The sequence below is a fragment of the Bacillus cereus group sp. Bc010 genome (assembly GCF_027716745.1).
Lineage (GTDB): Bacteria > Bacillota > Bacilli > Bacillales > Bacillaceae_G > Bacillus_A > Bacillus_A pacificus.
The window spans coordinates 70,192-89,298 of the sequence record NZ_JAQFUY010000012.1 but is presented as its reverse complement, the minus strand read 5'-3'; the positions used below and the strand labels follow the sequence as shown (position 1 = coordinate 89,298).

Genomic DNA, 19,107 nt, shown 5'->3' with positions numbered 1-19,107 from the left:
GGGATAAATGAAATATTTTAAAAGGATAAAACAAATATGGAGATATTAAATTTTTAAAAAAGAGAGGTGGAGATATAGTAACAGTTATTTACATTGTTCCATGTTTCATTACAAAATAGACGTGCTGAAATTGAAAAAGTTTCTTCTATATAAATAGCGTGAATAATGATTAAAATGAATGTAAAGGAAACTTGACGTAAAGTTTCCTTTACGTATATACTTGGTATAAGGGAGGAGGGAGAAAATTCCTTGGAAAATAAAATGGTCGAATACCGAAAAAAATTTGGACTATCTCAAGAAAAATTGGCTGAGAAACTTGGCGTTTCCAGACAAACCATCATTTCAATTGAAAAAGGAAAATACGATCCGTCACTTCCGTTAGCATTTGAAATCGCGAAAACATTTCAGACGACGATAGAACATGTATTTATTTATGAAGGAAAAGAAGGGGAGGAATAAAGATGAACTATTCACAAAAGTACTTCGTTATCATGGGAATTATCTTTCTATTTATGAGTGGATTTATGATTCTAACAGGAATAATGACGCATTCTGCACCACCAACTCCAACTTATACAGTGCTTGCGATGATGATCATGTGCTTTTGCTTAAGCTACTTACATCCGCAATTTAAAGAAAAAGACGAGCGGATGAAATTAATTCGTTATAAAGGCATGTTCTTCAGCTTTTTTGCATTAACAGCGTATTATCTTCTTTTCTCTATTGGCTTAAACTTAAATGTTATTACACTATCTGCAGTTGAACTACTGAACATACTTATGGCACTCACGATGAGTACCGTCTTTATCTCGTTTGTTGTTTTGGCAAAAAGATATTAAGATGGAAGAGAGAAAGGAAGATTAACATATGCAAATGATGTATGCTTTTGGCATTGGGCTTGTATTATTTTTAGCCGTATTCTTATTTATTCGGAAAGACGTGCAAGGTGGGACGTTAACGAAACGAGGCTTTTATAAAATGATCGGCTGTTTAGTTGTTATGTTTATAGCGATTATCGTCATGATCGTTTTAATAAATCGGTCACTATAGAATATAAAAATGGAACCTTACAGCAGTAAGGTTTTTCTCTTTTTTTGTAAAATCCGAAAATTCCTACTAAATCCATTTACTGTATATAATGGATATTATATAATTTAATAAAATGATAGATAGGGAGAAGAGTATATGAATAAAAAAACTATCTTCTTTTTATTAACATGCCTACTACTTATAGCTAGTATTACTTATATAATATGTAACAAACGAGAACAAGTGCCACCTATGTTAGTATGGGAGGGGCAAGAATACTACATAACAAATGAACCGGCTAAAGCAGAAGAAGTGGGACAAAGGCTAGGAGAAATAACAAAGAAAATTGAAACAAGTGAAAAACCTATTAAAAATAGTGAATCCAACGTATTAAGCGAAAAAACAGAAGTATTCACAATGATAGAAGAAGAGGGGAATCCTCACTCACCCTTAATCATAAAGGAGCTTTATAGTGACGAGTATAGAGTAGTAAGACCGATGTTAAAGGTACTATAAAATAAAAAGGAGATCTATATGCAAACAGTAACTTCATATCCATGGTCATTAAGAAAAATGTTTGTTTTTTTCCTTTGCTTCATCCTTCCACCAATCGGCGCTATTTATATTTTGAGGAATAGAGAAGCACTACAAAAGAGAGACTTCATTTTATATGTATTATTTGCTGCTATTAATATATCGCTTTGGTTATCGCTTATGATTTTTGATCGGAGTATGTGGATGGTAGCGGGGCATTATGTGCTTGGAGCAATTGTTATTAGTGTTTCGAATATGAATAAGAGATAGGCCAGCAATCTTGAAGGTGTTGGTTTTTATTTTGGTATTTATATTGAATCTTTTTGAAATAGGGTTGCTAAATTCTATACCATAATTCATAAAGTGAGTGTATCGGTGAGAATAAGGGCTAATTAATTGAAGTGAATAAAATGAAAATTGGAGAAACATTCAGAAGCTGATGAGGTGTTTTATAATTCAAATATGTAGTAGCAAAAAATTAGCATTTAAATAAGGTGGAGTGTATGAGAAAATATTATAATTTAGATGAAATACATAAGTCTATAAATAACAAAAAATTCAAATGTGATGTGCTATTCATGTTTCAAAATGAAGGGTTAGACAATACAATTGATTACATAAAAGTATCGGGAATTTGTTTGAATAAGTACGGAAAAAATAAGTATAGGAAATATCTAGAAGAGATATTGGATGAATTGAAAGGACTATTAAGTGATTCTGAGATTGAAAAGATATTAAACTTAGAAAATGAAATCAAGTTATTTCAAGAGTTGATTGACAAAAATATTCAGTCAATGAATGATGTGATGAACTATTCTTTTTTTCAGAGTAAACATTTACTTGCCAATCTACTTGTTATGGGGCAAAGAATGGCCAATAGCGTAATATCCCAGAGTTCGGTCTTTACTTCAGGCGTATATGAAATAGGGATAGAGGCTTATTCGAAGGTATTATGGTATGTTCTTTTTAAAAAGAAATCGAGGATAACCAGTAATTTTGATTACTATGAAAGTATAGATAATCATATGGAGACAATACTTGCTAATGCTGCTATCGATTTTCAACTTGGTAATTTGATAGACGATTGGCAATTTGCTGGCACGAAGATTTTTAGAGATAAGAAAAAAATAAAAATTAGAATATCAGATGATAAAATGAAAGTTGATATTGCAAAAAACAGATACTTAACCACATTAGAAGCTAAGATGTCCAGGCAAGCCATAGAAAGTTACTCAAAAGGGTTTTCTACAACAAGAGCGCTTTTAAAAGATCTATACTTGAACTATGATAATGATCTTGAATTTATTAAACATTTTTTAAACATAGAAAATCCTACACAAATTGTGGATAATACTATCGGGATAAGTTTAGAAGATTTATGTCAGACTTATTTTAGTTTAAAAGAACTAGCATTCCAGCATAAAGTGTCTTTTGAGAGAAACATGGAATTAAGAAATGACTCATTTGAACGTAATATAAAAGTGTGTCATTATAATGAAATCTATAATCTTTTAGATTCAAAAGGAATATCTAGGGGGAAAATTAGTGAATTAATTAGATTAATTACGTTCTCTAAGGAATCTGAGAGCATTTTTGAAACTCCTCTTATTCAAATAGATGAAAATAGATATGCTATAATTCCTCAAATAACGTTTACATTAAATATAACTAGCTCAATAATGAGACTAATGTCTAAAAAATCTATCTTAAGTGAAAAGGGTTATGGTTATGAAAAAAAATTGAGGAATCTAGTAGAGAAAAATACTAATTTAAGATTTCTTACTAACATTAAGGATACTGATGATAAATACGAACTTGATGGAGTATTTCATATGGGAAAAACCTTGTATCTGTGTGAAATAAAAAATTTCTCCCATATAATTAATTCGTATGAATACTATAAACTGAGATTTAAAATTGATGAAGCACTCAATCAAATGGAACGTATTTCTGATTTTTATACACAAGCAGACAATCTCTTGGATTTGTGTAAATATTTAAACTTGAATGTAAGTGACATAGACCAAATTAAGAGAATCATTGTAATTTCGCCTTTTTTAGGTGAAACAATCAATAGAAACGAAATTAACGTTACTGAAGGTATTCTAATGAGGAACTTTTTTAAACAAGTTTACCCTAAAGTGTTCGAAACTTCTGGAAATCAGTTGAGATCATATTCGACTATAAAAGAGTTTGTGGTATACGAGGAGAATGGACTAACAGATAAGAATTTTAATTTACTCATGGAAGAAAACCCTTACATAAAAACTGAAAGGAAACGATTTAAAAAGGGGTTTAAAACATATAAACCATGGAATATGAGTATACAGTTTAATGAATTAAAACAGCCAAATATAAGTTTTAAAAAAAGAGGTAATTTATAGAGGGATGGTTCGAGTATTACAGTTGGAAATGCTTCAATCAAATTATATTGATAAGCTAGCTGATAAATTATCAATCAGAACAGATAAATTAAAAAGGTATTAGATTAATCGCACTTTTCATACTTATTTGAAGGTGGAACAGATTTAATTGAGCTTTATTAAGAATTATTTATCTTGAAACAAAGTAATGTATATAATAATTCATATTTATTGTTAAATTTTCGCTAAATCGTGCTTTTTTAATCTAGAAATAAAAACAACTTCTATTATATTGGCTTTATAAATAATAAATAGACTGTAATAGCTGCAAAGAAAAGTGTGCTTTTGTATACAGGTGAAGATGGATTTATTATAATTACAGTATTTGTATATCGATATTGCTCTGTTTTATCTATTCAATTTTTATTTATAATGAAGAAATGCCGAAAAGTAAGCGCAACAGAACCCCCCTTGACTATCAAGGGGGCATATGATCCCGACTGGCCTCGAACCAGCGACCTCCACCCTGTCAAGGTGGCGCTCTCCCTGCTGAGCTACGGGATCTTCAAAAATGCGTATGTAATAGAATCTTTACTCATTATGTTAAAGCAATTATATATAATTAACTGAAATTTTACAATATTTTTATAGTAATCTTTTTAACAGGAAGAATTTGGAGTTAATTTAGTAGTGTATTAAGGAATATGTAGGTAGAGAATGTAATGAAAAGTGGGTTCAAATAGAGCGGTTATATTATTTTTTTCGATACCAATCTAAAGGACCTTCATCACTCAAATCAACAAGAAAAGGGAATAAGAAGTGTAAAGGTAAGCTTAAAAGTTCTGGCATAGCGTTTATGGTTTTCTTTGATAAATATTGCCTTCCAAAACAATAGGGACAATCTTTTTCAAATGTCAAGAGTATCGACCATACATCTTTTACTTTCCACTTCGTTTTACAATACGTACAACGCGCCATGGAGTTCCTCCTCATTATAAGTTTTCTTCTAGTATATTCCATTCTATTGTACGAAAGTCATTTGTATTTGGTGTGATAAAATGTAAGTTGTTTTATTTTTATGTGAGTTTATTTAGTTATTTATGATCCTTTACATATCGTTTGCTATTTTTGCAGGATGATAGATTTTCAGTTTCAATATGCAAACTGGCCAATATATCCTTTTTACAATTTACTTAAAATCATGTATAACAGAGATACAAGATTATTTTACCCCGCTATTTGCGGGCAGTAAGATCCACCTCAAAACTCAGCGAAAGCAAAGAGGTTAAGTGGGGGATGAAGCCCCCCCACTGATTAAAGTTTCACTTTATAATTATTCAGAAGTAGAGGGAGAATTATTGTAATGGTAAGGAAAACGTTCAAGATGCGCGTATCTAAAAATAGAACGATTTCAATTAATGGCTCAATTCTTGATGTGGATGTTACACATGATGAGTTTTTGCAAGAGTTTGTTGAGTGGGTCGATTCTAAAGGTTGGTCGTTTATGGGGATGACAGATGAGATTACACCTGAGGAAGCTAGTCAAAATTTAATAGATTCATTAATTGATGAGAAGGATAAGAAAGAATAATTCTTTCTTATTTTTTATTGTATATTTATGTTATTTATCGTAAAAGTATGATATAGTAAAAAACAGTGAATATTCTTCCAATTTAATACAAATTACATATAGATTGGTATATTCAGTTTTTAAGCTGTGAGAGTATAGTGAAAAGGGAGAGTCATATGGTAAATCTTAAGAAAATTTTGGCTTTTATTACCGTTATTTGTTTATTTTTTTTGACACCTATGACGTTACGTGCTGAGACGAATGTTGGAGTGAATCCAGAACAAGTGGCACCACCACCTAAGGAAGGGCCAAATGTTTTTAGTCAGTTTGCAACTACGATTGATGCGAAAACTGGAGATATTTTGTATGATAAAAACGCACATCATCGTGCATTTCCGGCTAGTATGACGAAAGTGTTAACGGCGATTTTACTTATGGAGCATACGAAGCCAGAGGATCAATTTACGTTTTCACAATTAGCATTAGATCAAGAGAAGAGTAATTATCAAATTGAGTTTCAACCTGGTGAGACGATTAATAGAAATACTGCACTTATGATTTTAATGGTGCTAAGTGCGAATGATGTGTCATATGCAATCGCAGAGCGTATTGGCGGAAGTGTTGAGAATTTCGCTAATATGATGAATGAGAGAGCGAAGCAATTAGGGGCTACCGATAGTCATTTTGTAACACCAAATGGATTGCATGATCCGAACCATTATACTACACCATATGATATGGCTATGATTACGAGAGGTGTGCAAAAGTACCCTGAGATTTTGCAAGCGATGAATACGAAAAGGACGACAGTTACGACATCTAGGCAGACGGTGTCTATTTTTAATAAATCTACTTATTTTGAAAATCCATTTAGTATTGGCGGTAAGACAGGTTTTACAAATGAAGCGCGCAATACGCTCGTTCTATTAAATGAGAAGGATGGAAATCGTATTATAAATGTAGTAATGGCTTCTCAAAGACCTGAAATTTATGAAGATTTAAAGCAGATGGCGGACTATTCTTTTGGTCAATTTGTGAAGCAAACTGTACTAGATAAACATAGTTGGCATCAAAAGACAACGTATTTAAATAAAGATATTGATAGCGAGCTTGAAAAAAGTGCAGAAGTGATGCTTAAGAAAGATGAAGGAAAAAATGTGAGGACGATTTTCCGTGCGGCTTCATTAGATAAAGATTCTTTGTATCATAAAGGAATTCATCGTGGTGAGGTAGTTGGTGCAGTTGATATTACGAAAAATAATCAAACAATTGCGACGGTAAATGTTCTTTCTAAAGAAGATGTTACTTTTGCGATGCCTAAAAAAGATACAGCTGAGCCTGAAGTAAATAAATCAAATGTGAAAATAATAAGTATTGGAATAGGCGCTGCTGTACTATTTGGAGCCATTTTATTTGTAGTGCTACGCCGAAATACAAAAGGAATGAAGTCAGAAGAAAAATAAATTACTAGTTTAAAGGGCTGTGAAGAGAATTTGTCACAGTCCTTTTTATATTGGAAATAACTAATAATTGTAAATTTTCTTATTGCATTTCCATTTCGTTCGTTATATTATTTACTTGTGTTCTTGTTAAAGAACGAAGGTGAATATTGCATACTTCAAATAATATAAAACAACGGAGAGGGAGAGAAACGATGAAATTAATTTGGAAGGTGATTAGCAACATTATCTCATTTGTTTTATTTGTATTAATGGTTTGCTTAGCTTTTGTAGTTATTTCTTCAAAAGCTAGCGGTGGGGATCCAACGGTGATGGGATATCAATTTAAATCAGTGTTATCAGGATCGATGGAACCGACTTTTTTAACAGGATCAATCATTGCGATAGAGCCAAAGAAAGATGGTTCTAAATATCAAAAAGGTGATGTGATTACCTTTAAAGAGAAAGATCAAAAAATTATCACTCACCGTATTATCGGTGTGAAAGATACAAATGGAAAAGTCATGTATGAAACAAAAGGGGATAACAATAATGGCCCAGATTTAGAACCAGTACTTGCGGAGAATGTAATTGGGAAATATGCAGATATTACAGTTCCTTATGCAGGATATGCATTAAATTATGCTAGTTCAAAGGCTGGAGCTGCTTTGCTTCTTATTATTCCAGGAGTCTTTTTATTAGGCTATTCCGCGATTTCTATTTTTAGTGTGATTCGCAGTATTGACGGAGAAAAGAAAGAGAAAAAGGTAGAACAATCCGTCTAGTTCGTTTGGTTATACTTTCCGGTTAGGAAGTTGACAAATATATAGAATAAGGGGATATGGACATGACTTTAAAGAAAAAATTAGGGATGGGTATCGCATCAGCAGTACTAGGAGCAGCATTAGTTGGTGGAGGAACATTTGCATTTTTCAGTGATAAAGAAGTGTCAAACAATACATTTGCGTCAGGTACACTTGATTTAGCAATCAATCCAACAACAGTTGTTAATGTATCAAATTTAAAACCTGGCGATACAATTACAAGAGATTTTAAACTAGAAAATAAAGGATCTTTAGATATTAAAAAAGTTCTATTGAAAACAGATTACAATGTAGAAGATGTGAAGAAAGATAATAAAGATGATTTTGGTAAACATATTAAAGTAACATTCTTAAAAAATGTAGACAAGCATGAAACAATCGTAAAAGAAACAACGCTAGATAAATTGAAAGGTGACACACTTACAGCGGTAGATAATGATCTATCTGCTTGGTTCTGGGATGAAAAAGGTATTTCTGCAGGTAAGTCTGATAAATTTACAGTGAAATTTGAGTTTGTTGATAATAAAAAAGACCAAAACCAATTCCAAGGCGATAAATTAAATCTAACTTGGACGTTTGAGGCACAGCAAACAGAAGGTGAAACAAAATAATAATAAAAAAGGGCTATCAAATTGATAGCCCTTTTTCTATTTTTCTAGTATATAGCTATCATTTTGTATCGTTCTTTATTATAATAAAGATATTGTTCTGTATAAAGAACGTAATGTTCGATGGGAGAGATTAAGATGCTGAAAAGACCGCGTAATTTAAAAAAGATGCTTATATTGCCGTGTATGTGCTCTATTACGTTTTATTTAGGATCTCAAATTATGACGCATACAGAAGCGGCATTCATTCATGAAACGAAAGTGGAAGCCGCTCTTTCTACAGCGATTATATTTCCAAAAACAGTTGATACGTTAAAAGAGGAAGCTGAGCAACATAAACAGTCTATTGAGCATGAGTATGGAGAAATGAAGGAGAAGTTGGTAGTAACTTCTATCGAAGAAATAGAACAAGCAATTGTTGTATGGCAACAAGGACGTGAGAAAATTGCTTCTGAGGAGGAAGCTTTACAGAATGTATATACTGCGATAGAAGCTCCTTATAATCAAATACAAGAAGAATTAAAAGTGAATAAAAGTGAATCGATTCAACAAGTAGCCCTATATGTGAATGAAGGTTTTCGCAGTATAAAAGAGAAAAGAGATTATATTGTGAAAGAAGTTAGTTTGCAAGCTATTGATGAACAAATTCAGGCTCTTGATAAACAATTAAAAGATGCAATAGATACAGAGAAAAAAGCGGAAGAGCAGAAAAAAGTAGAAGAACAGAAGAAAATAGAGGATCAGAAAAAGGAAGAAGAACAGAAAGAAGAAGAAGAACAGAAAAAAGTAGAAGAACAGAAAAAAGCAGAAGAACAGAAAAAAGTAGAAGAACAGAAAAAAGTAGAAGAACAGAAACAAGTAGAAACAGCTAAAAAACCTGAACAAGGAGCTCATGAGAAGGATACGGCCATTGATCATAACGAGAAAAAATCAGAATAAACTGACGAATGTTATGAAAAAGAATGATGTATATGGGTGTGAGGGAGTACTTGCCCTCGCACTTATTGTGTTTCTTAAAATATAAACGTAATAATTCAGAAAAAACAAATAAATATTGAGAAATAAAAATAATTGAAAATACTAATAAATATTTGTTGTATTTATAGAGTTCTGTTCGTTATAATGAACTTAGGATTTCTAAAAGAGAACGAACATTAGCTAAGCTAATATAGTTTTCTTTATATCTCTTATTGAAAAATAAGAGACAAAAATATAAAAAAACAGCTAGGGGGAATTGATTGTGAGTCTGAAAAAGAAATTAGGTATGGGAGTTGCATCAGCAGCACTGGGGTTATCTTTAATTGGTGGAGGAACGTTTGCATTCTTTAGCGATAAAGAAGTATCAAATAATACATTTGCAGCTGGGACGTTAGATCTTACATTAAACCCTAAAACGCTTGTGGATATTAAAGATTTAAAACCAGGGGATTCTGTTAAGAAGGAGTTCTTATTAAAGAACGATGGTTCTTTAACAATTAAAGACGTTAAATTAGCGACAAAGTATACTGTGAATGATGTAAAAAAAGATAATGCTGGTGAAGATCTTGGTAAGCATATTAAAGTGAAATTCCTTTGGAACTGGGATAAACAAAGTGAGTCTGTATATGAAACAACTCTAGCAGATTTACAAAATACGGATCCAGATGTTATAGCTAAAGACGTCTTTGCTCCTGAATGGGCTGAGAATGGTGGTTTATTACCACAAACAGAAGACTATTTATGGGTACAATTTGAATTTGAAGATAACGGGAAAGATCAAAATATTTTCCAAGGTGATTCATTGAATTTAGAATGGACATTCAATGCTAGCCAAGAAGAAGGCACTGAAAAATAATAAAAAAAGCGGGGCCCCCCCCGCTTTTTTTATTATACAATTCGTCATAAAGAAAAAAGAAGTGCCGGTTGTAAGCACTTCTTTCTATTTATTATTTTTGATCGTGCTTCCATTTTGTAAATTCAAGAAATTCACGAAATTGTTCTTTGGAGACACCGGAGCTCATCGCATCTTTAACGAGTTGTGTCCATTCGGAGTCTAAGTGATTTTCCCTTGTTGTTTCATCATGAAGTAAAGTATCAACTGGAATTTGTAGAACTGCTGCGATCTTTTCAAGAAACTGAATGGAAGGGTTTTTTTGTAAATTTCGTTCTATAGAACTAATGTAAGATTTAGCAACACCAGCTTTTTCGGCAAGTTCAGTTAATGAAATACCTTTTTGTAAGCGAAGGCGTTTTATACGTTCTCCAATCATATTTGCGCACCTTTCTCTCAATATGTCGTCGTCTTATGATGTCATTATTATAACATAAACTTCGCTAAAAAGAACAAACCTATTGAGCCTGACTAGATGGTTTCATACGTTGGAAAAAATGTTCGATATCTTGTAGTGCAATGCCAGCGTCTAGAGCTTCAAGTATTAAATCAATCCATTCTTGATCCAATGCGTCAGTCTTATCTTTGTACAAATGTAATTCCTCCCTAATTATCGGTCATAACTGCTGCTACAGAATACGTGATAATGCAATCGGATTTTGTATTTATGTAGTGAATTATCAAATATTTTGTAGATAAAACAAAGATAAAATCCCCATTAAATTCCCTCTATGGCGATTATAAAGTTTCTGACAAATATTTTCAATATTTTCAGAAAACATTGTTGAATTGTGATATACTCGTATGCTAACTATGAAATTTTTACAAATATATTAAAAACATTACATAATATGACTAAATATTGAAAAAATATTGAATTTTTAATAAAATTCAATTTGTAATACATATTATTTATTAGGGGAGGAAATAAGGGATGAGCAAGAAACCGTTCAAAGTTTTATCATCAATCGCTTTGACAGCTGTATTAGGCCTTTCGTTCGGAGCTGGTACTCAATCTGTATACGCTGAAACGCCTGTGAATAAGACAGCAACGAGCCCAGTTGATGATCATTTAATTCCGGAAGAACGTTTAGCAAATGCACTAAAAAAACGTGGGGTAATTGATTCGAAGGCTTCAGAGACTGAAACAAAGAAAGCTGTCGAAAAATACGTAGAGAACAAAAAAGGTGAAAATCCTGGGAAAGAAGTAACAAATGGGGACCCACTTACGAAAGAAGCATCTGACTTTTTAAAGAAAGTGAAAGATGCGAAAGCAGATACGAAAGAAAAGTTAGATAAACCTGCAACAGGAACACCTACTGCGACAGGCCCAGTTAAAGGCGGCTTAAATGGTAAAGTACCAACATCTCCGGCAAAGCAAAAAGCGTATAACGGTGATGTGCGTAAAGATAAAGTACTCGTTTTACTTGTAGAGTACGCTGACTTTAAACATAACAATATCGATAAAGAACCTGGTTATATGTATTCTAACGATTTTAACAAAGAACATTATGAAAAAATGTTATTCGGTGATGAGCCATTCACATTAGATGATGGAAGTAAAATCGAAACGTTTAAACAATATTATGAAGAGCAATCTGGCGGTAGTTACACAGTGGATGGAACGGTTACAAAATGGTTAACAGTTCCTGGTAAAGCTGCTGATTACGGTGCAGATGCTGCAAGCGGCGGTCATGATAATAAAGGACCGAAAGGACCACGTGATTTAGTAAAAGATGCATTAAAAGCAGCTGTAGATAGCGGTATTGATTTATCTGAGTTCGACCAATTCGATCAATACGATGTAAATGGTGATGGTAATCAAAATCAACCGGATGGTTTAATCGATCACTTAATGATTATCCATGCAGGTGTTGGACAAGAAGCTGGCGGCGGTAAATTAGGTGACGATGCAATTTGGTCACATCGCTGGACAGTTGGACCAAAACCATTCCCAATTGAAGGCACACAAGCGAAAGTTCCATATTGGGGCGGAAAAATGGCAGCATTCGACTATACAATTGAACCAGAAGATGGCGCAGTTGGTGTATTCGCACATGAATACGGTCATGATTTAGGTCTTCCAGATGAATATGATACACAGTATAGTGGTCAAGGTGAGCCAATTGAAGCTTGGTCTATTATGAGTGGTGGAAGCTGGGCTGGTAAGATTGCTGGAACAACGCCAACGAGTTTCTCGCCACAAAATAAAGAATTTTTCCAAAAAACAATCGGTGGTAACTGGGCAAATATCGTAGAAGTAGATTACGAGAAATTAAATAAAGGTATCGGTCTAGCGACGTATTTAGATCAAAGTGTAACGAAGTCAGATCGTCCAGGTATGATTCGTGTTAACCTACCGGATAAAGATGTTAAAACAATTGAACCAGCATTTGGTAAGAAGTATTATTACAGCACAAAAGGTGACGATCTTCATACAAAGATGGAAACACCGCTGTTTGATTTAACGAATGCAACGACTGCGAAATTTGATTTCAAATCGTTATATGAAATTGAAGCAGAGTATGACTTCCTTGAAGTACATGCTGTAACAGAAGATGGTAAACAAACGTTAATTGAAAGACTTGGGGAGAAAGCTAATAGTGGAAATGCAGATTCGACAAATGGAAAATGGATTGACAAATCATATGACTTAAGCCAATTCAAAGGTAAGAAAGTAAAATTAACATTTGATTACATTACTGATGGTGGTTTAGCATTAAATGGATTTGCTCTTGATAATGCTTCATTAACAGTAGATGGTAAAGTAGTATTCTCTGATGATGCAGAAGGTACACCACAATTTAAATTAGATGGCTTTGTTGTATCTAATGGAACTGAGAAGAAAAAACATAACTATTATGTAGAGTGGAGAAATTATGCTGGTGCAGATAATGCATTGAAATTTGCACGCGGTCCAGTATTTAACACTGGTATGGTCGTATGGTATGCGGACTCTGCTTACACAGATAACTGGGTTGGTGTACATCCAGGACACGGTTTCCTTGGCGTAGTTGACTCTCACCCAGAAGCAATTGTAGGAACTTTAAATGGTAAACCGACAGTTAAGAGTAGTACACGATTCCAAATCGCTGATGCAGCGTTCTCATTTGATAAAACGCCAGCTTGGAAAGTTGTATCTCCAACGCGTGGAACATTTACGTATGATGGCTTAGCAGGCGTACCGAAGTTTGATGATTCTAAAACGTATATTAATCAACAGATTCCAGATGCAGGACGTATTTTACCGAAGCTTGGTTTGAAATTTGAAGTAGTAGGACAAGCTGATGATAATTCTGCAGGTGCTGTTCGTTTATATCGTTAATACAGTAAAACTACCGAAAGATTTTTCTTTCGGTAGTTTTTTTGTGAGCAATGAATTTTATATACAAAAAGAAATTATATATAATGTAACTTTACGAATAGAAATTTATTGTATATGAAGTCTATATAAATAATGAAAGAATTGGATAAAAATAGTGGGAGAAGGTGAATGAATGAGTATTTCTTCTATTGTAAATAAACAAAAGGCATATTTTTATAATGGCTATACGAGAAGTGTAGAAGTGAGAAAGAATAATTTGAAGAAGCTTTATGAAGGCGTTCAGCGTTTTGAACAAGAAATATTTCAGGCGTTAAAATTAGATTTAAATAAGTCAGTTCATGAGTCATTTACAACGGAAGTGGGATATGTATTAAAAGAAATCTCTTTTCAATTGAAGCATATTTCATCGTGGAGTAAACCGAAGCGTGTTCGAACAGCGCTCACTCATTTTGGATCAAAGGGGAAAGTAGTGCCTGAACCGTATGGTGTGACACTTATTATTGCACCGTGGAACTATCCGTTTCAATTAGCAATTGCACCGCTTGTAGGAGCGCTAGCAGCCGGAAATACAATCGTTTTAAAACCGTCGGAGTTAACGCCAAACGTTTCCAAAGTGATTACGAGGATGTTAGAAGAATTATTCCAAGAAGAGCTTGTAGCGGTAGTAGAAGGCGGCGTTGAAGAGAGTACAGCTTTGCTGAAGGAACCATTTGATTATATTTTCTTCACAGGTAGTGTGGGCGTTGGGAAAGTTGTCATGGAAGCAGCAGCAAAACAGTTGACGCCGCTTACGTTAGAACTTGGCGGGAAAAGTCCATGTATTGTACATAAAGATGCAAAAATAGATGTAACAGCAAGAAGGATTGTGTGGGGAAAGTTTTTAAATGCAGGGCAAACGTGTGTAGCGCCTGATTATATGTATGTGCATGCTTCAGTGAAAGAACAGTTAATTGAAGCGTTGCGACATGAAATTGAGGAGCAGTACGGAAAAGAGCCGCTGCACAATGATAATTATGTACGAATTGTGAGTGAACGTCATTTTGAACGTTTATGTACGTTTTTGAAAGATGGTAAAACTGTAATTGGCGGGAACTATAAAAAAGAAACTTTACATATAGAACCAACAGTGTTAACTAATGTTACATGGGAAAGTGCTGTTATGGAAGACGAAATTTTTGGTCCGATTTTACCAATTATAGAATACGACAACATAGAAGATGTAATTGACACGATTCAGCAACACCCGAAGCCGTTAGCGTTATATGTATTCTCTGAAGATAAAGGAGTGCAAAAGAAAGTAACGAGTAATATTTCGTATGGCGGAGGCTGTATTAATGATGTCGTCTATCATCTTGCAACGCCATATTTACCTTTTGGGGGCGTCGGAAGTAGTGGATTAGGGAGTTATCATGGGGAAGAAAGTTTTCGGACTTTTTCACATTATAAAAGCATTTTAGCCCAATCTACGGCATTCGATATGAAAATTCGTTACTCTTCTACAAAAAGTGCTTTAAAATTCATACGAAAGTTGTTAAAATGATGATGGTGTTTATCAGTAGGCGTAGCCGTATGATAATAGCCCCTTCGGAATGGAAGGGGTTTTTCTGTTCGACATTATGTATCATGCGAAAATGAATCAAACATACTACATAAAGAATAGAAGTGAACGCTTGCTAAATAACCATTTTTGTTTGGATCGAAACAAAAAATAGTCTATAGAACATAAATATTTATTCATGAATATAAAAATTTAAATTTGAGATAGATAGGACGGGAAAATGAAAAAGATTATTAAAGTTGAAGCAGTAGAAAAACATTTTGGAAATCAAGTGATTATCCCACCGCTTTCTTTAGATATTAAAGAAGGGGAATTTTTAACTATTTTAGGGCCGAGTGGTTGCGGGAAAACGACGTTACTTCGTATGATCGCAGGATTTGAAACGCCAACTAAAGGGAATCTTTTATTAGATGATGAAAAGATTAACGATTTGCCACCATATAAGCGTCATATGAACCTAGTGTTCCAACATTATGCGCTATTCCCACATATGAATGTGGAGAAAAATATTTGTTTCGGTATGAAAATGCAGAAAGTACCGGCAGCAGAGCAGAAAGAGCGTGCTGAAGAGGCAATGCGTTTAACGCAGTTACTTGAGTTCCGTAATCGTAAACCTGCAAAGCTTTCTGGTGGACAGCAGCAGCGTGTAGCAATTGCGAGAGCGATTGTAAATAACCCGCGTGTATTATTACTAGACGAGCCACTTGGGGCGTTAGACTTTAAGTTAAGAAAAGACTTGCAACGTGAATTAAAAAACTTACAACGTAATTTAGGAATTACGTTCATATACGTAACGCACGATCAAGAAGAAGCGATGAGCATGAGTGATCGTATCGTTGTTATGAATAAAGGCCATATTGAACAAATCGGAACGCCGAAAGAAATTTATAATAAGCCGAAAACGTTGTTCGTTGCGACATTTATCGGTGAAAATAATATTGTGAAAAACGGGGAAGGCTATGTAGCAATTCGCCCTGAAAATGTAAAAGTGCGTTCGGTTGAAGAGCCAATTTTAAAAGAATACCACCTTGGCCATATTGAAGACATTGAGTTTGTTGGAAATATGGAAAAGCTTTATGTACGTGATGAGAAAACATCAGAATTACTAATGGCATATCAAACTGCTGAAGAAGCAGCACAGTGGAGCATTGGAGATAATGTATACGTAGGCTGGGAGCAAGAGGACGAGGTGACCTTAAATTGAAAAAAGGGAAATTACTCGCACTACCTACAGTCGCATGGCTGTTAATCTTCTTCCTAATTCCCCTTCTGTTTGTATTGGCATTTGCCTTCATGCAGCGCGGAGCATATGGGACAGTGGAAATGCAATTTACATTAGAGAACATAGCACGTGTATTTGACCCATTATATATGGGGACGTTATGGGAAACAGTGAAAATTGCGGTTATTACCACAGTAATATGTTTACTGATCGGTTATCCATTTGCATATACAATTACAATTGTTGATCGCAAATATCGTTCGATTCTTTTATTATTGGCAACGATCCCGTTTTGGATTAACTTCCTTGTTCGTTCTTACGCATGGATTGTTATTTTACGTTCACAAGGTCTTGTAAACACATTGCTATTGAAGCTAGGTATTATTAGTGAACCTTTAAATTTACTATATAATACACCTTCTGTCATACTCGGAATGGTATATTCTTTATTACCATTTATGATTTTACCAGTGTATGCAGCGATTGAGCAGCTTGATAAGCGTAAGCTAGAAGCAGCTTATGATTTAGGGGCAACACCAGTAAAGGCATTTTGGAATGTTACAGTACCAATGACGATGTCAGGGATTGCTACCGGTTCTATTTTAGTGTTTGTTTCTTCTATCGGAATGTTTGTTGTATCAGACGTTATGGGTGGATCGAAAGTAGCATTAATCGGAAACGTAATTCAAAATCAATTCTTAGGAGCGCGTGATTGGCCGTTTGGATCTGCGTTATCTATGATTGTTGTTCTATTCTCTGTTCTGTTAATTTACTTATATTATCGTGCAACGAAAGTATATAAATATGATGGGAACGGAGGGGAATAGGCAAAGATGAAGAAGTTTTTAGTTTCTTATTCTTGGTTAATTTTATTGTTCTTGTATTTTCCAATGATGGTTTTAATGGTGTATTCCTTCAATGATTCTCGCATTAATGCGGAATGGGAAGGATTCACATTCCATTGGTATACAGATTTATTTCAAAAACAAGATGTTATTGATGCGTTTGTAAATAGTATGACGATTGCGGTCGTAACGACAATTGTAACGACAGTTCTTGGTGTGATTTTCGCAATTGCATTACATCGTTATAAATATCGTTATGAAGGTGCGATTAACGGTCTTGTATATTTACCAATTTTAATCCCTGATATTTTAATGGGATTATCTTTACTTATTTTATTTAGTCAATTAGGTATGGAGCTTGGTAAAACAACAATTATTATTGCACACATTACATTTAGTATTTCATTTGTTGTCGTTATTTTAGCAGCACGCCTTTCTGGTATGGGACGTGATTTAGAAGAGGCTGCGAATGATTTAGGAGCAACGCCGTGGCAAACGTTTCGTTATGTAACGTTTCCAGCAATTGCACCAGGAGTTATTTCTGCTGCATTATTAACATTCACATTATCAATTGATGATTTTGTAATTAGTTTCTTCGTATCAGGACCAGGATCAACAACATTGCCATTATACATTTACAGTATGGTTAAGCGCGGAGTATCACCAGAAATTAATGCACTTTCTACAATTTTAATTGTGGCTATCGTAGGATTAATGGTTCTATCTGAAATCTTCCGTAACAAAGGTGCAGATGGTGAAGAAAACTCTGGAGGACACCTTCCTTTATAATACGAACGATATAGAAAGTACGAGGAGGTAATAAAATCGATGAAATTAATGAAAAGATTAGCAGGCGCAGCAATTAGCTTTAGCCTTGTTGCTGGTGTACTTGCTGGTTGTGGTGAAAAAAAAGAAGAGTTAAACATTTATAGCTGGGCTGACAATTTTGATGAGCAAGTGTTAAGAGATTTTGAAAAGAAATATAACGTGAAAATTAACTATGATAAGTATGCAAGTAATGAAGAAATGCTTGCGAAATTACAAGCAGGTGGCGCGAAGTATGATTTAATTCAGCCGTCTGATTACATGGTTAAAACAATGGCGAAAATGGATTTATTAGCGCCGTTAGATAAAAAGAATATCCCAAATATCGAAAACATGATTTCTAATTTCAAAACACCTGCATTTGATCCAGAGAATAAATATTCTTTAGTATATACTTGGGGCGTAACAGGTATTGCATACAATAAAAAGTATGTGAAGGAAGCACCTACAAGCTGGGCTGACTTATGGAATGAGAAATATAAAGGGCATGTAACTTTATTAAATGATTCTCGTGAAGTGTTAGGAATGGGTCTTAAGAAGCATGGATTTTCAAACAGCACGAAAGACGATGCACAGTTAAAGACAGCAGCAACTGATTTACAGAAGCTACTTCCAAACTTATTAGCATTTGATACAGATAATATTAAACAAAAATTCATTACAGAAGATGCTTGGATCGGAACAGTTTGGTCTGGGGATGCAGCATTTATCGCAAAAGATAATAAAGATGTAGAGTACGTTGTGCCAAAAGAAGGCGGCACAATTTGGGCTGATACGTTAGCAATTCCAAAAGGTGCGAAAAACAAAGAGCTTGCAGAGAAGTTTATGAACTACTTATTAGATGAAAAAGTAAGTGTGAAAAACTACGAGTCAATTGGATACAGTAATCCAAATGAAAAAGCTCACCCTCTTCATAGTAAAGAATATCGTGAAAACCACATGATCTTCTTAACGAAAGAAGAATTAGATCGCACTGAATGGCTTGTTGATGTAGACGATAAGCTAAAAGACTACGATCGTTACTGGACAGAGTTAAAAACAAAAGGTAAATAAGTGAGAAAATGCGGTTTCTAAAGTAGAAATCGCATTTTTTCA

General features: G+C 34.1%; 21 protein-coding genes and 1 tRNA gene. 18 read left to right on the top strand and 4 right to left on the bottom strand.

What is annotated here, in order from left to right:
* Positions 1-249: 249 nt before the first annotated feature.
* The 6 genes from PDQ68_RS15305 to PDQ68_RS15280 all read left to right on the top strand — a co-directional run bounded on the left by PDQ68_RS15305 (position 250) and on the right by PDQ68_RS15280 (position 3,947).
* A complete protein-coding gene (locus PDQ68_RS15305) occupies positions 250-459 on the top strand; it encodes a helix-turn-helix transcriptional regulator (RefSeq protein ID WP_000428510.1) in 210 nt (69 codons plus the stop codon).
* Between the two features lie 2 nt (positions 460-461).
* Entirely contained in the window at positions 462-839 is a 378-nt protein-coding gene (locus PDQ68_RS15300; RefSeq protein ID WP_001109914.1) for a hypothetical protein, read from the top strand.
* Between the two features lie 28 nt (positions 840-867).
* Positions 868-1,050, top strand: coding sequence for a DUF3976 domain-containing protein (locus PDQ68_RS15295; RefSeq protein WP_001178301.1), 183 nt, complete (start codon positions 868-870; stop codon positions 1,048-1,050).
* Positions 1,051-1,185: 135 nt separating this feature from the next.
* On the top strand, positions 1,186-1,545 hold the full coding sequence (locus PDQ68_RS15290) for a hypothetical protein (RefSeq protein ID WP_061183651.1): 360 nt from the start codon (positions 1,186-1,188) through the stop codon (positions 1,543-1,545).
* Positions 1,546-1,563: 18 nt separating this feature from the next.
* Complete coding sequence (locus tag PDQ68_RS15285; protein ID WP_061183650.1) at positions 1,564-1,833, top strand: hypothetical protein; 270 nt, start codon at positions 1,564-1,566, stop codon at positions 1,831-1,833.
* 233 nt (positions 1,834-2,066) lie between these two features.
* The gene (locus PDQ68_RS15280) at positions 2,067-3,947 is read left to right on the top strand and encodes a hypothetical protein (protein ID WP_073530311.1); all 1,881 of its coding nucleotides are present in this window, start codon (positions 2,067-2,069) and stop codon (positions 3,945-3,947) included.
* A gap of 470 nt (positions 3,948-4,417) precedes the next feature.
* On the opposite strand, the gene PDQ68_RS15275 is transcribed toward PDQ68_RS15280, so the two are convergent.
* Positions 4,418-4,490: transfer RNA gene (locus tag PDQ68_RS15275), tRNA-Val, on the bottom strand.
* A gap of 189 nt (positions 4,491-4,679) precedes the next feature.
* On the bottom strand, positions 4,680-4,904 hold the full coding sequence (locus tag PDQ68_RS15270) for a hypothetical protein (protein ID WP_016716920.1): 225 nt from the start codon (positions 4,902-4,904) through the stop codon (positions 4,680-4,682).
* A gap of 385 nt (positions 4,905-5,289) precedes the next feature.
* Here PDQ68_RS15270 and PDQ68_RS15265 point away from each other — a divergent pair, with 385 nt between their 5' ends.
* The 6 genes from PDQ68_RS15265 (at position 5,290) to calY (ending at position 10,201) form a co-directional block, all read left to right on the top strand.
* On the top strand, positions 5,290-5,517 hold the full coding sequence (locus tag PDQ68_RS15265; RefSeq protein ID WP_000251858.1) for a hypothetical protein: 228 nt from the start codon (positions 5,290-5,292) through the stop codon (positions 5,515-5,517).
* Positions 5,518-5,672: 155 nt separating this feature from the next.
* Positions 5,673-6,959 carry a D-alanyl-D-alanine carboxypeptidase family protein gene (locus PDQ68_RS15260; RefSeq protein ID WP_061183636.1) on the top strand — a complete coding sequence of 429 codons (1,287 nt, stop codon included), beginning with the start codon at positions 5,673-5,675 and terminating at the stop codon, positions 6,957-6,959.
* 191 nt (positions 6,960-7,150) lie between these two features.
* Entirely contained in the window at positions 7,151-7,720 is a 570-nt protein-coding gene (sipW, locus tag PDQ68_RS15255) for a signal peptidase I SipW (protein ID WP_270786882.1), read from the top strand.
* 62 nt (positions 7,721-7,782) lie between these two features.
* Positions 7,783-8,370 carry a CalY family protein gene (locus PDQ68_RS15250; RefSeq protein ID WP_061183634.1) on the top strand — a complete coding sequence of 196 codons (588 nt, stop codon included), beginning with the start codon at positions 7,783-7,785 and terminating at the stop codon, positions 8,368-8,370.
* A 135-nt stretch (positions 8,371-8,505) separates the two neighbouring features.
* The gene (locus tag PDQ68_RS15245; protein ID WP_061183633.1) at positions 8,506-9,306 is read left to right on the top strand and encodes a DUF4047 domain-containing protein; all 801 of its coding nucleotides are present in this window, start codon (positions 8,506-8,508) and stop codon (positions 9,304-9,306) included.
* Between the two features lie 301 nt (positions 9,307-9,607).
* Complete coding sequence (gene calY / locus PDQ68_RS15240) at positions 9,608-10,201, top strand: biofilm matrix protein CalY (protein WP_016716924.1); 594 nt, start codon at positions 9,608-9,610, stop codon at positions 10,199-10,201.
* Between the two features lie 91 nt (positions 10,202-10,292).
* On the opposite strand, the gene PDQ68_RS15235 is transcribed toward calY, so the two are convergent.
* Both PDQ68_RS15235 and PDQ68_RS15230 read right to left on the bottom strand, forming a co-directional pair.
* A complete protein-coding gene (locus PDQ68_RS15235) occupies positions 10,293-10,616 on the bottom strand; it encodes a helix-turn-helix domain-containing protein (RefSeq protein ID WP_033678331.1) in 324 nt (107 codons plus the stop codon).
* A gap of 79 nt (positions 10,617-10,695) precedes the next feature.
* Complete coding sequence (locus PDQ68_RS15230; RefSeq protein WP_000276217.1) at positions 10,696-10,830, bottom strand: anti-repressor SinI family protein; 135 nt, start codon at positions 10,828-10,830, stop codon at positions 10,696-10,698.
* A gap of 341 nt (positions 10,831-11,171) precedes the next feature.
* Between PDQ68_RS15230 and inhA1 the strand changes: the two genes are divergently transcribed.
* The 6 genes from inhA1 (at position 11,172) to potD (ending at position 19,065) form a co-directional block, all read left to right on the top strand.
* The gene (inhA1, locus tag PDQ68_RS15225; protein WP_000038914.1) at positions 11,172-13,562 is read left to right on the top strand and encodes a M6 family metalloprotease immune inhibitor InhA1; all 2,391 of its coding nucleotides are present in this window, start codon (positions 11,172-11,174) and stop codon (positions 13,560-13,562) included.
* Between the two features lie 172 nt (positions 13,563-13,734).
* A complete protein-coding gene (locus tag PDQ68_RS15220; RefSeq protein ID WP_000028360.1) occupies positions 13,735-15,102 on the top strand; it encodes an aldehyde dehydrogenase in 1,368 nt (455 codons plus the stop codon).
* A 238-nt stretch (positions 15,103-15,340) separates the two neighbouring features.
* The gene (gene potA / locus PDQ68_RS15215; protein WP_000720319.1) at positions 15,341-16,324 is read left to right on the top strand and encodes a spermidine/putrescine ABC transporter ATP-binding protein PotA; all 984 of its coding nucleotides are present in this window, start codon (positions 15,341-15,343) and stop codon (positions 16,322-16,324) included.
* On the top strand, positions 16,321-17,169 hold the full coding sequence (potB, locus tag PDQ68_RS15210) for a spermidine/putrescine ABC transporter permease PotB (protein ID WP_000715494.1): 849 nt from the start codon (positions 16,321-16,323) through the stop codon (positions 17,167-17,169). Before potA ends, potB begins: the two co-directional genes overlap by 4 nt.
* 6 nt (positions 17,170-17,175) lie before the next feature.
* Positions 17,176-17,976, top strand: a complete 801-nt coding sequence (gene potC, locus PDQ68_RS15205) for a spermidine/putrescine ABC transporter permease PotC (RefSeq protein ID WP_000714205.1) — start codon at positions 17,176-17,178, stop codon at positions 17,974-17,976.
* Positions 17,977-18,015: 39 nt separating this feature from the next.
* Positions 18,016-19,065: a spermidine/putrescine ABC transporter substrate-binding protein PotD gene (potD, locus tag PDQ68_RS15200; protein WP_000772497.1), complete on the top strand. Its 1,050-nt coding sequence runs from the start codon at positions 18,016-18,018 to the stop codon at positions 19,063-19,065.
* Positions 19,066-19,107: the final 42 nt, after the last annotated feature.

Coding starts and splice junctions, on each gene's coding strand:
- potC (WP_000714205.1), top strand. CDS start 17,176: ATGAAGAAGTTTTTAGTTTCTTATTCTTGGTTAATTTTATTGTTCTTG.
- potD (WP_000772497.1), top strand. CDS start 18,016: ATGAAATTAATGAAAAGATTAGCAGGCGCAGCAATTAGCTTTAGCCTT.
- PDQ68_RS15220 (WP_000028360.1), top strand. CDS start 13,735: ATGAGTATTTCTTCTATTGTAAATAAACAAAAGGCATATTTTTATAAT.
- PDQ68_RS15285 (WP_061183650.1), top strand. CDS start 1,564: ATGCAAACAGTAACTTCATATCCATGGTCATTAAGAAAAATGTTTGTT.
- sipW (WP_270786882.1), top strand. CDS start 7,151: ATGAAATTAATTTGGAAGGTGATTAGCAACATTATCTCATTTGTTTTA.
- PDQ68_RS15290 (WP_061183651.1), top strand. CDS start 1,186: ATGAATAAAAAAACTATCTTCTTTTTATTAACATGCCTACTACTTATA.
- PDQ68_RS15265 (WP_000251858.1), top strand. CDS start 5,290: ATGGTAAGGAAAACGTTCAAGATGCGCGTATCTAAAAATAGAACGATT.
- PDQ68_RS15270 (WP_016716920.1), bottom strand. CDS start 4,904: ATGGCGCGTTGTACGTATTGTAAAACGAAGTGGAAAGTAAAAGATGTA.
- PDQ68_RS15250 (WP_061183634.1), top strand. CDS start 7,783: ATGACTTTAAAGAAAAAATTAGGGATGGGTATCGCATCAGCAGTACTA.
- inhA1 (WP_000038914.1), top strand. CDS start 11,172: ATGAGCAAGAAACCGTTCAAAGTTTTATCATCAATCGCTTTGACAGCT.
- PDQ68_RS15260 (WP_061183636.1), top strand. CDS start 5,673: ATGGTAAATCTTAAGAAAATTTTGGCTTTTATTACCGTTATTTGTTTA.
- PDQ68_RS15235 (WP_033678331.1), bottom strand. CDS start 10,616: ATGATTGGAGAACGTATAAAACGCCTTCGCTTACAAAAAGGTATTTCA.
- PDQ68_RS15280 (WP_073530311.1), top strand. CDS start 2,067: ATGAGAAAATATTATAATTTAGATGAAATACATAAGTCTATAAATAAC.
- PDQ68_RS15295 (WP_001178301.1), top strand. CDS start 868: ATGCAAATGATGTATGCTTTTGGCATTGGGCTTGTATTATTTTTAGCC.
- PDQ68_RS15300 (WP_001109914.1), top strand. CDS start 462: ATGAACTATTCACAAAAGTACTTCGTTATCATGGGAATTATCTTTCTA.
- PDQ68_RS15245 (WP_061183633.1), top strand. CDS start 8,506: ATGCTGAAAAGACCGCGTAATTTAAAAAAGATGCTTATATTGCCGTGT.
- potA (WP_000720319.1), top strand. CDS start 15,341: ATGAAAAAGATTATTAAAGTTGAAGCAGTAGAAAAACATTTTGGAAAT.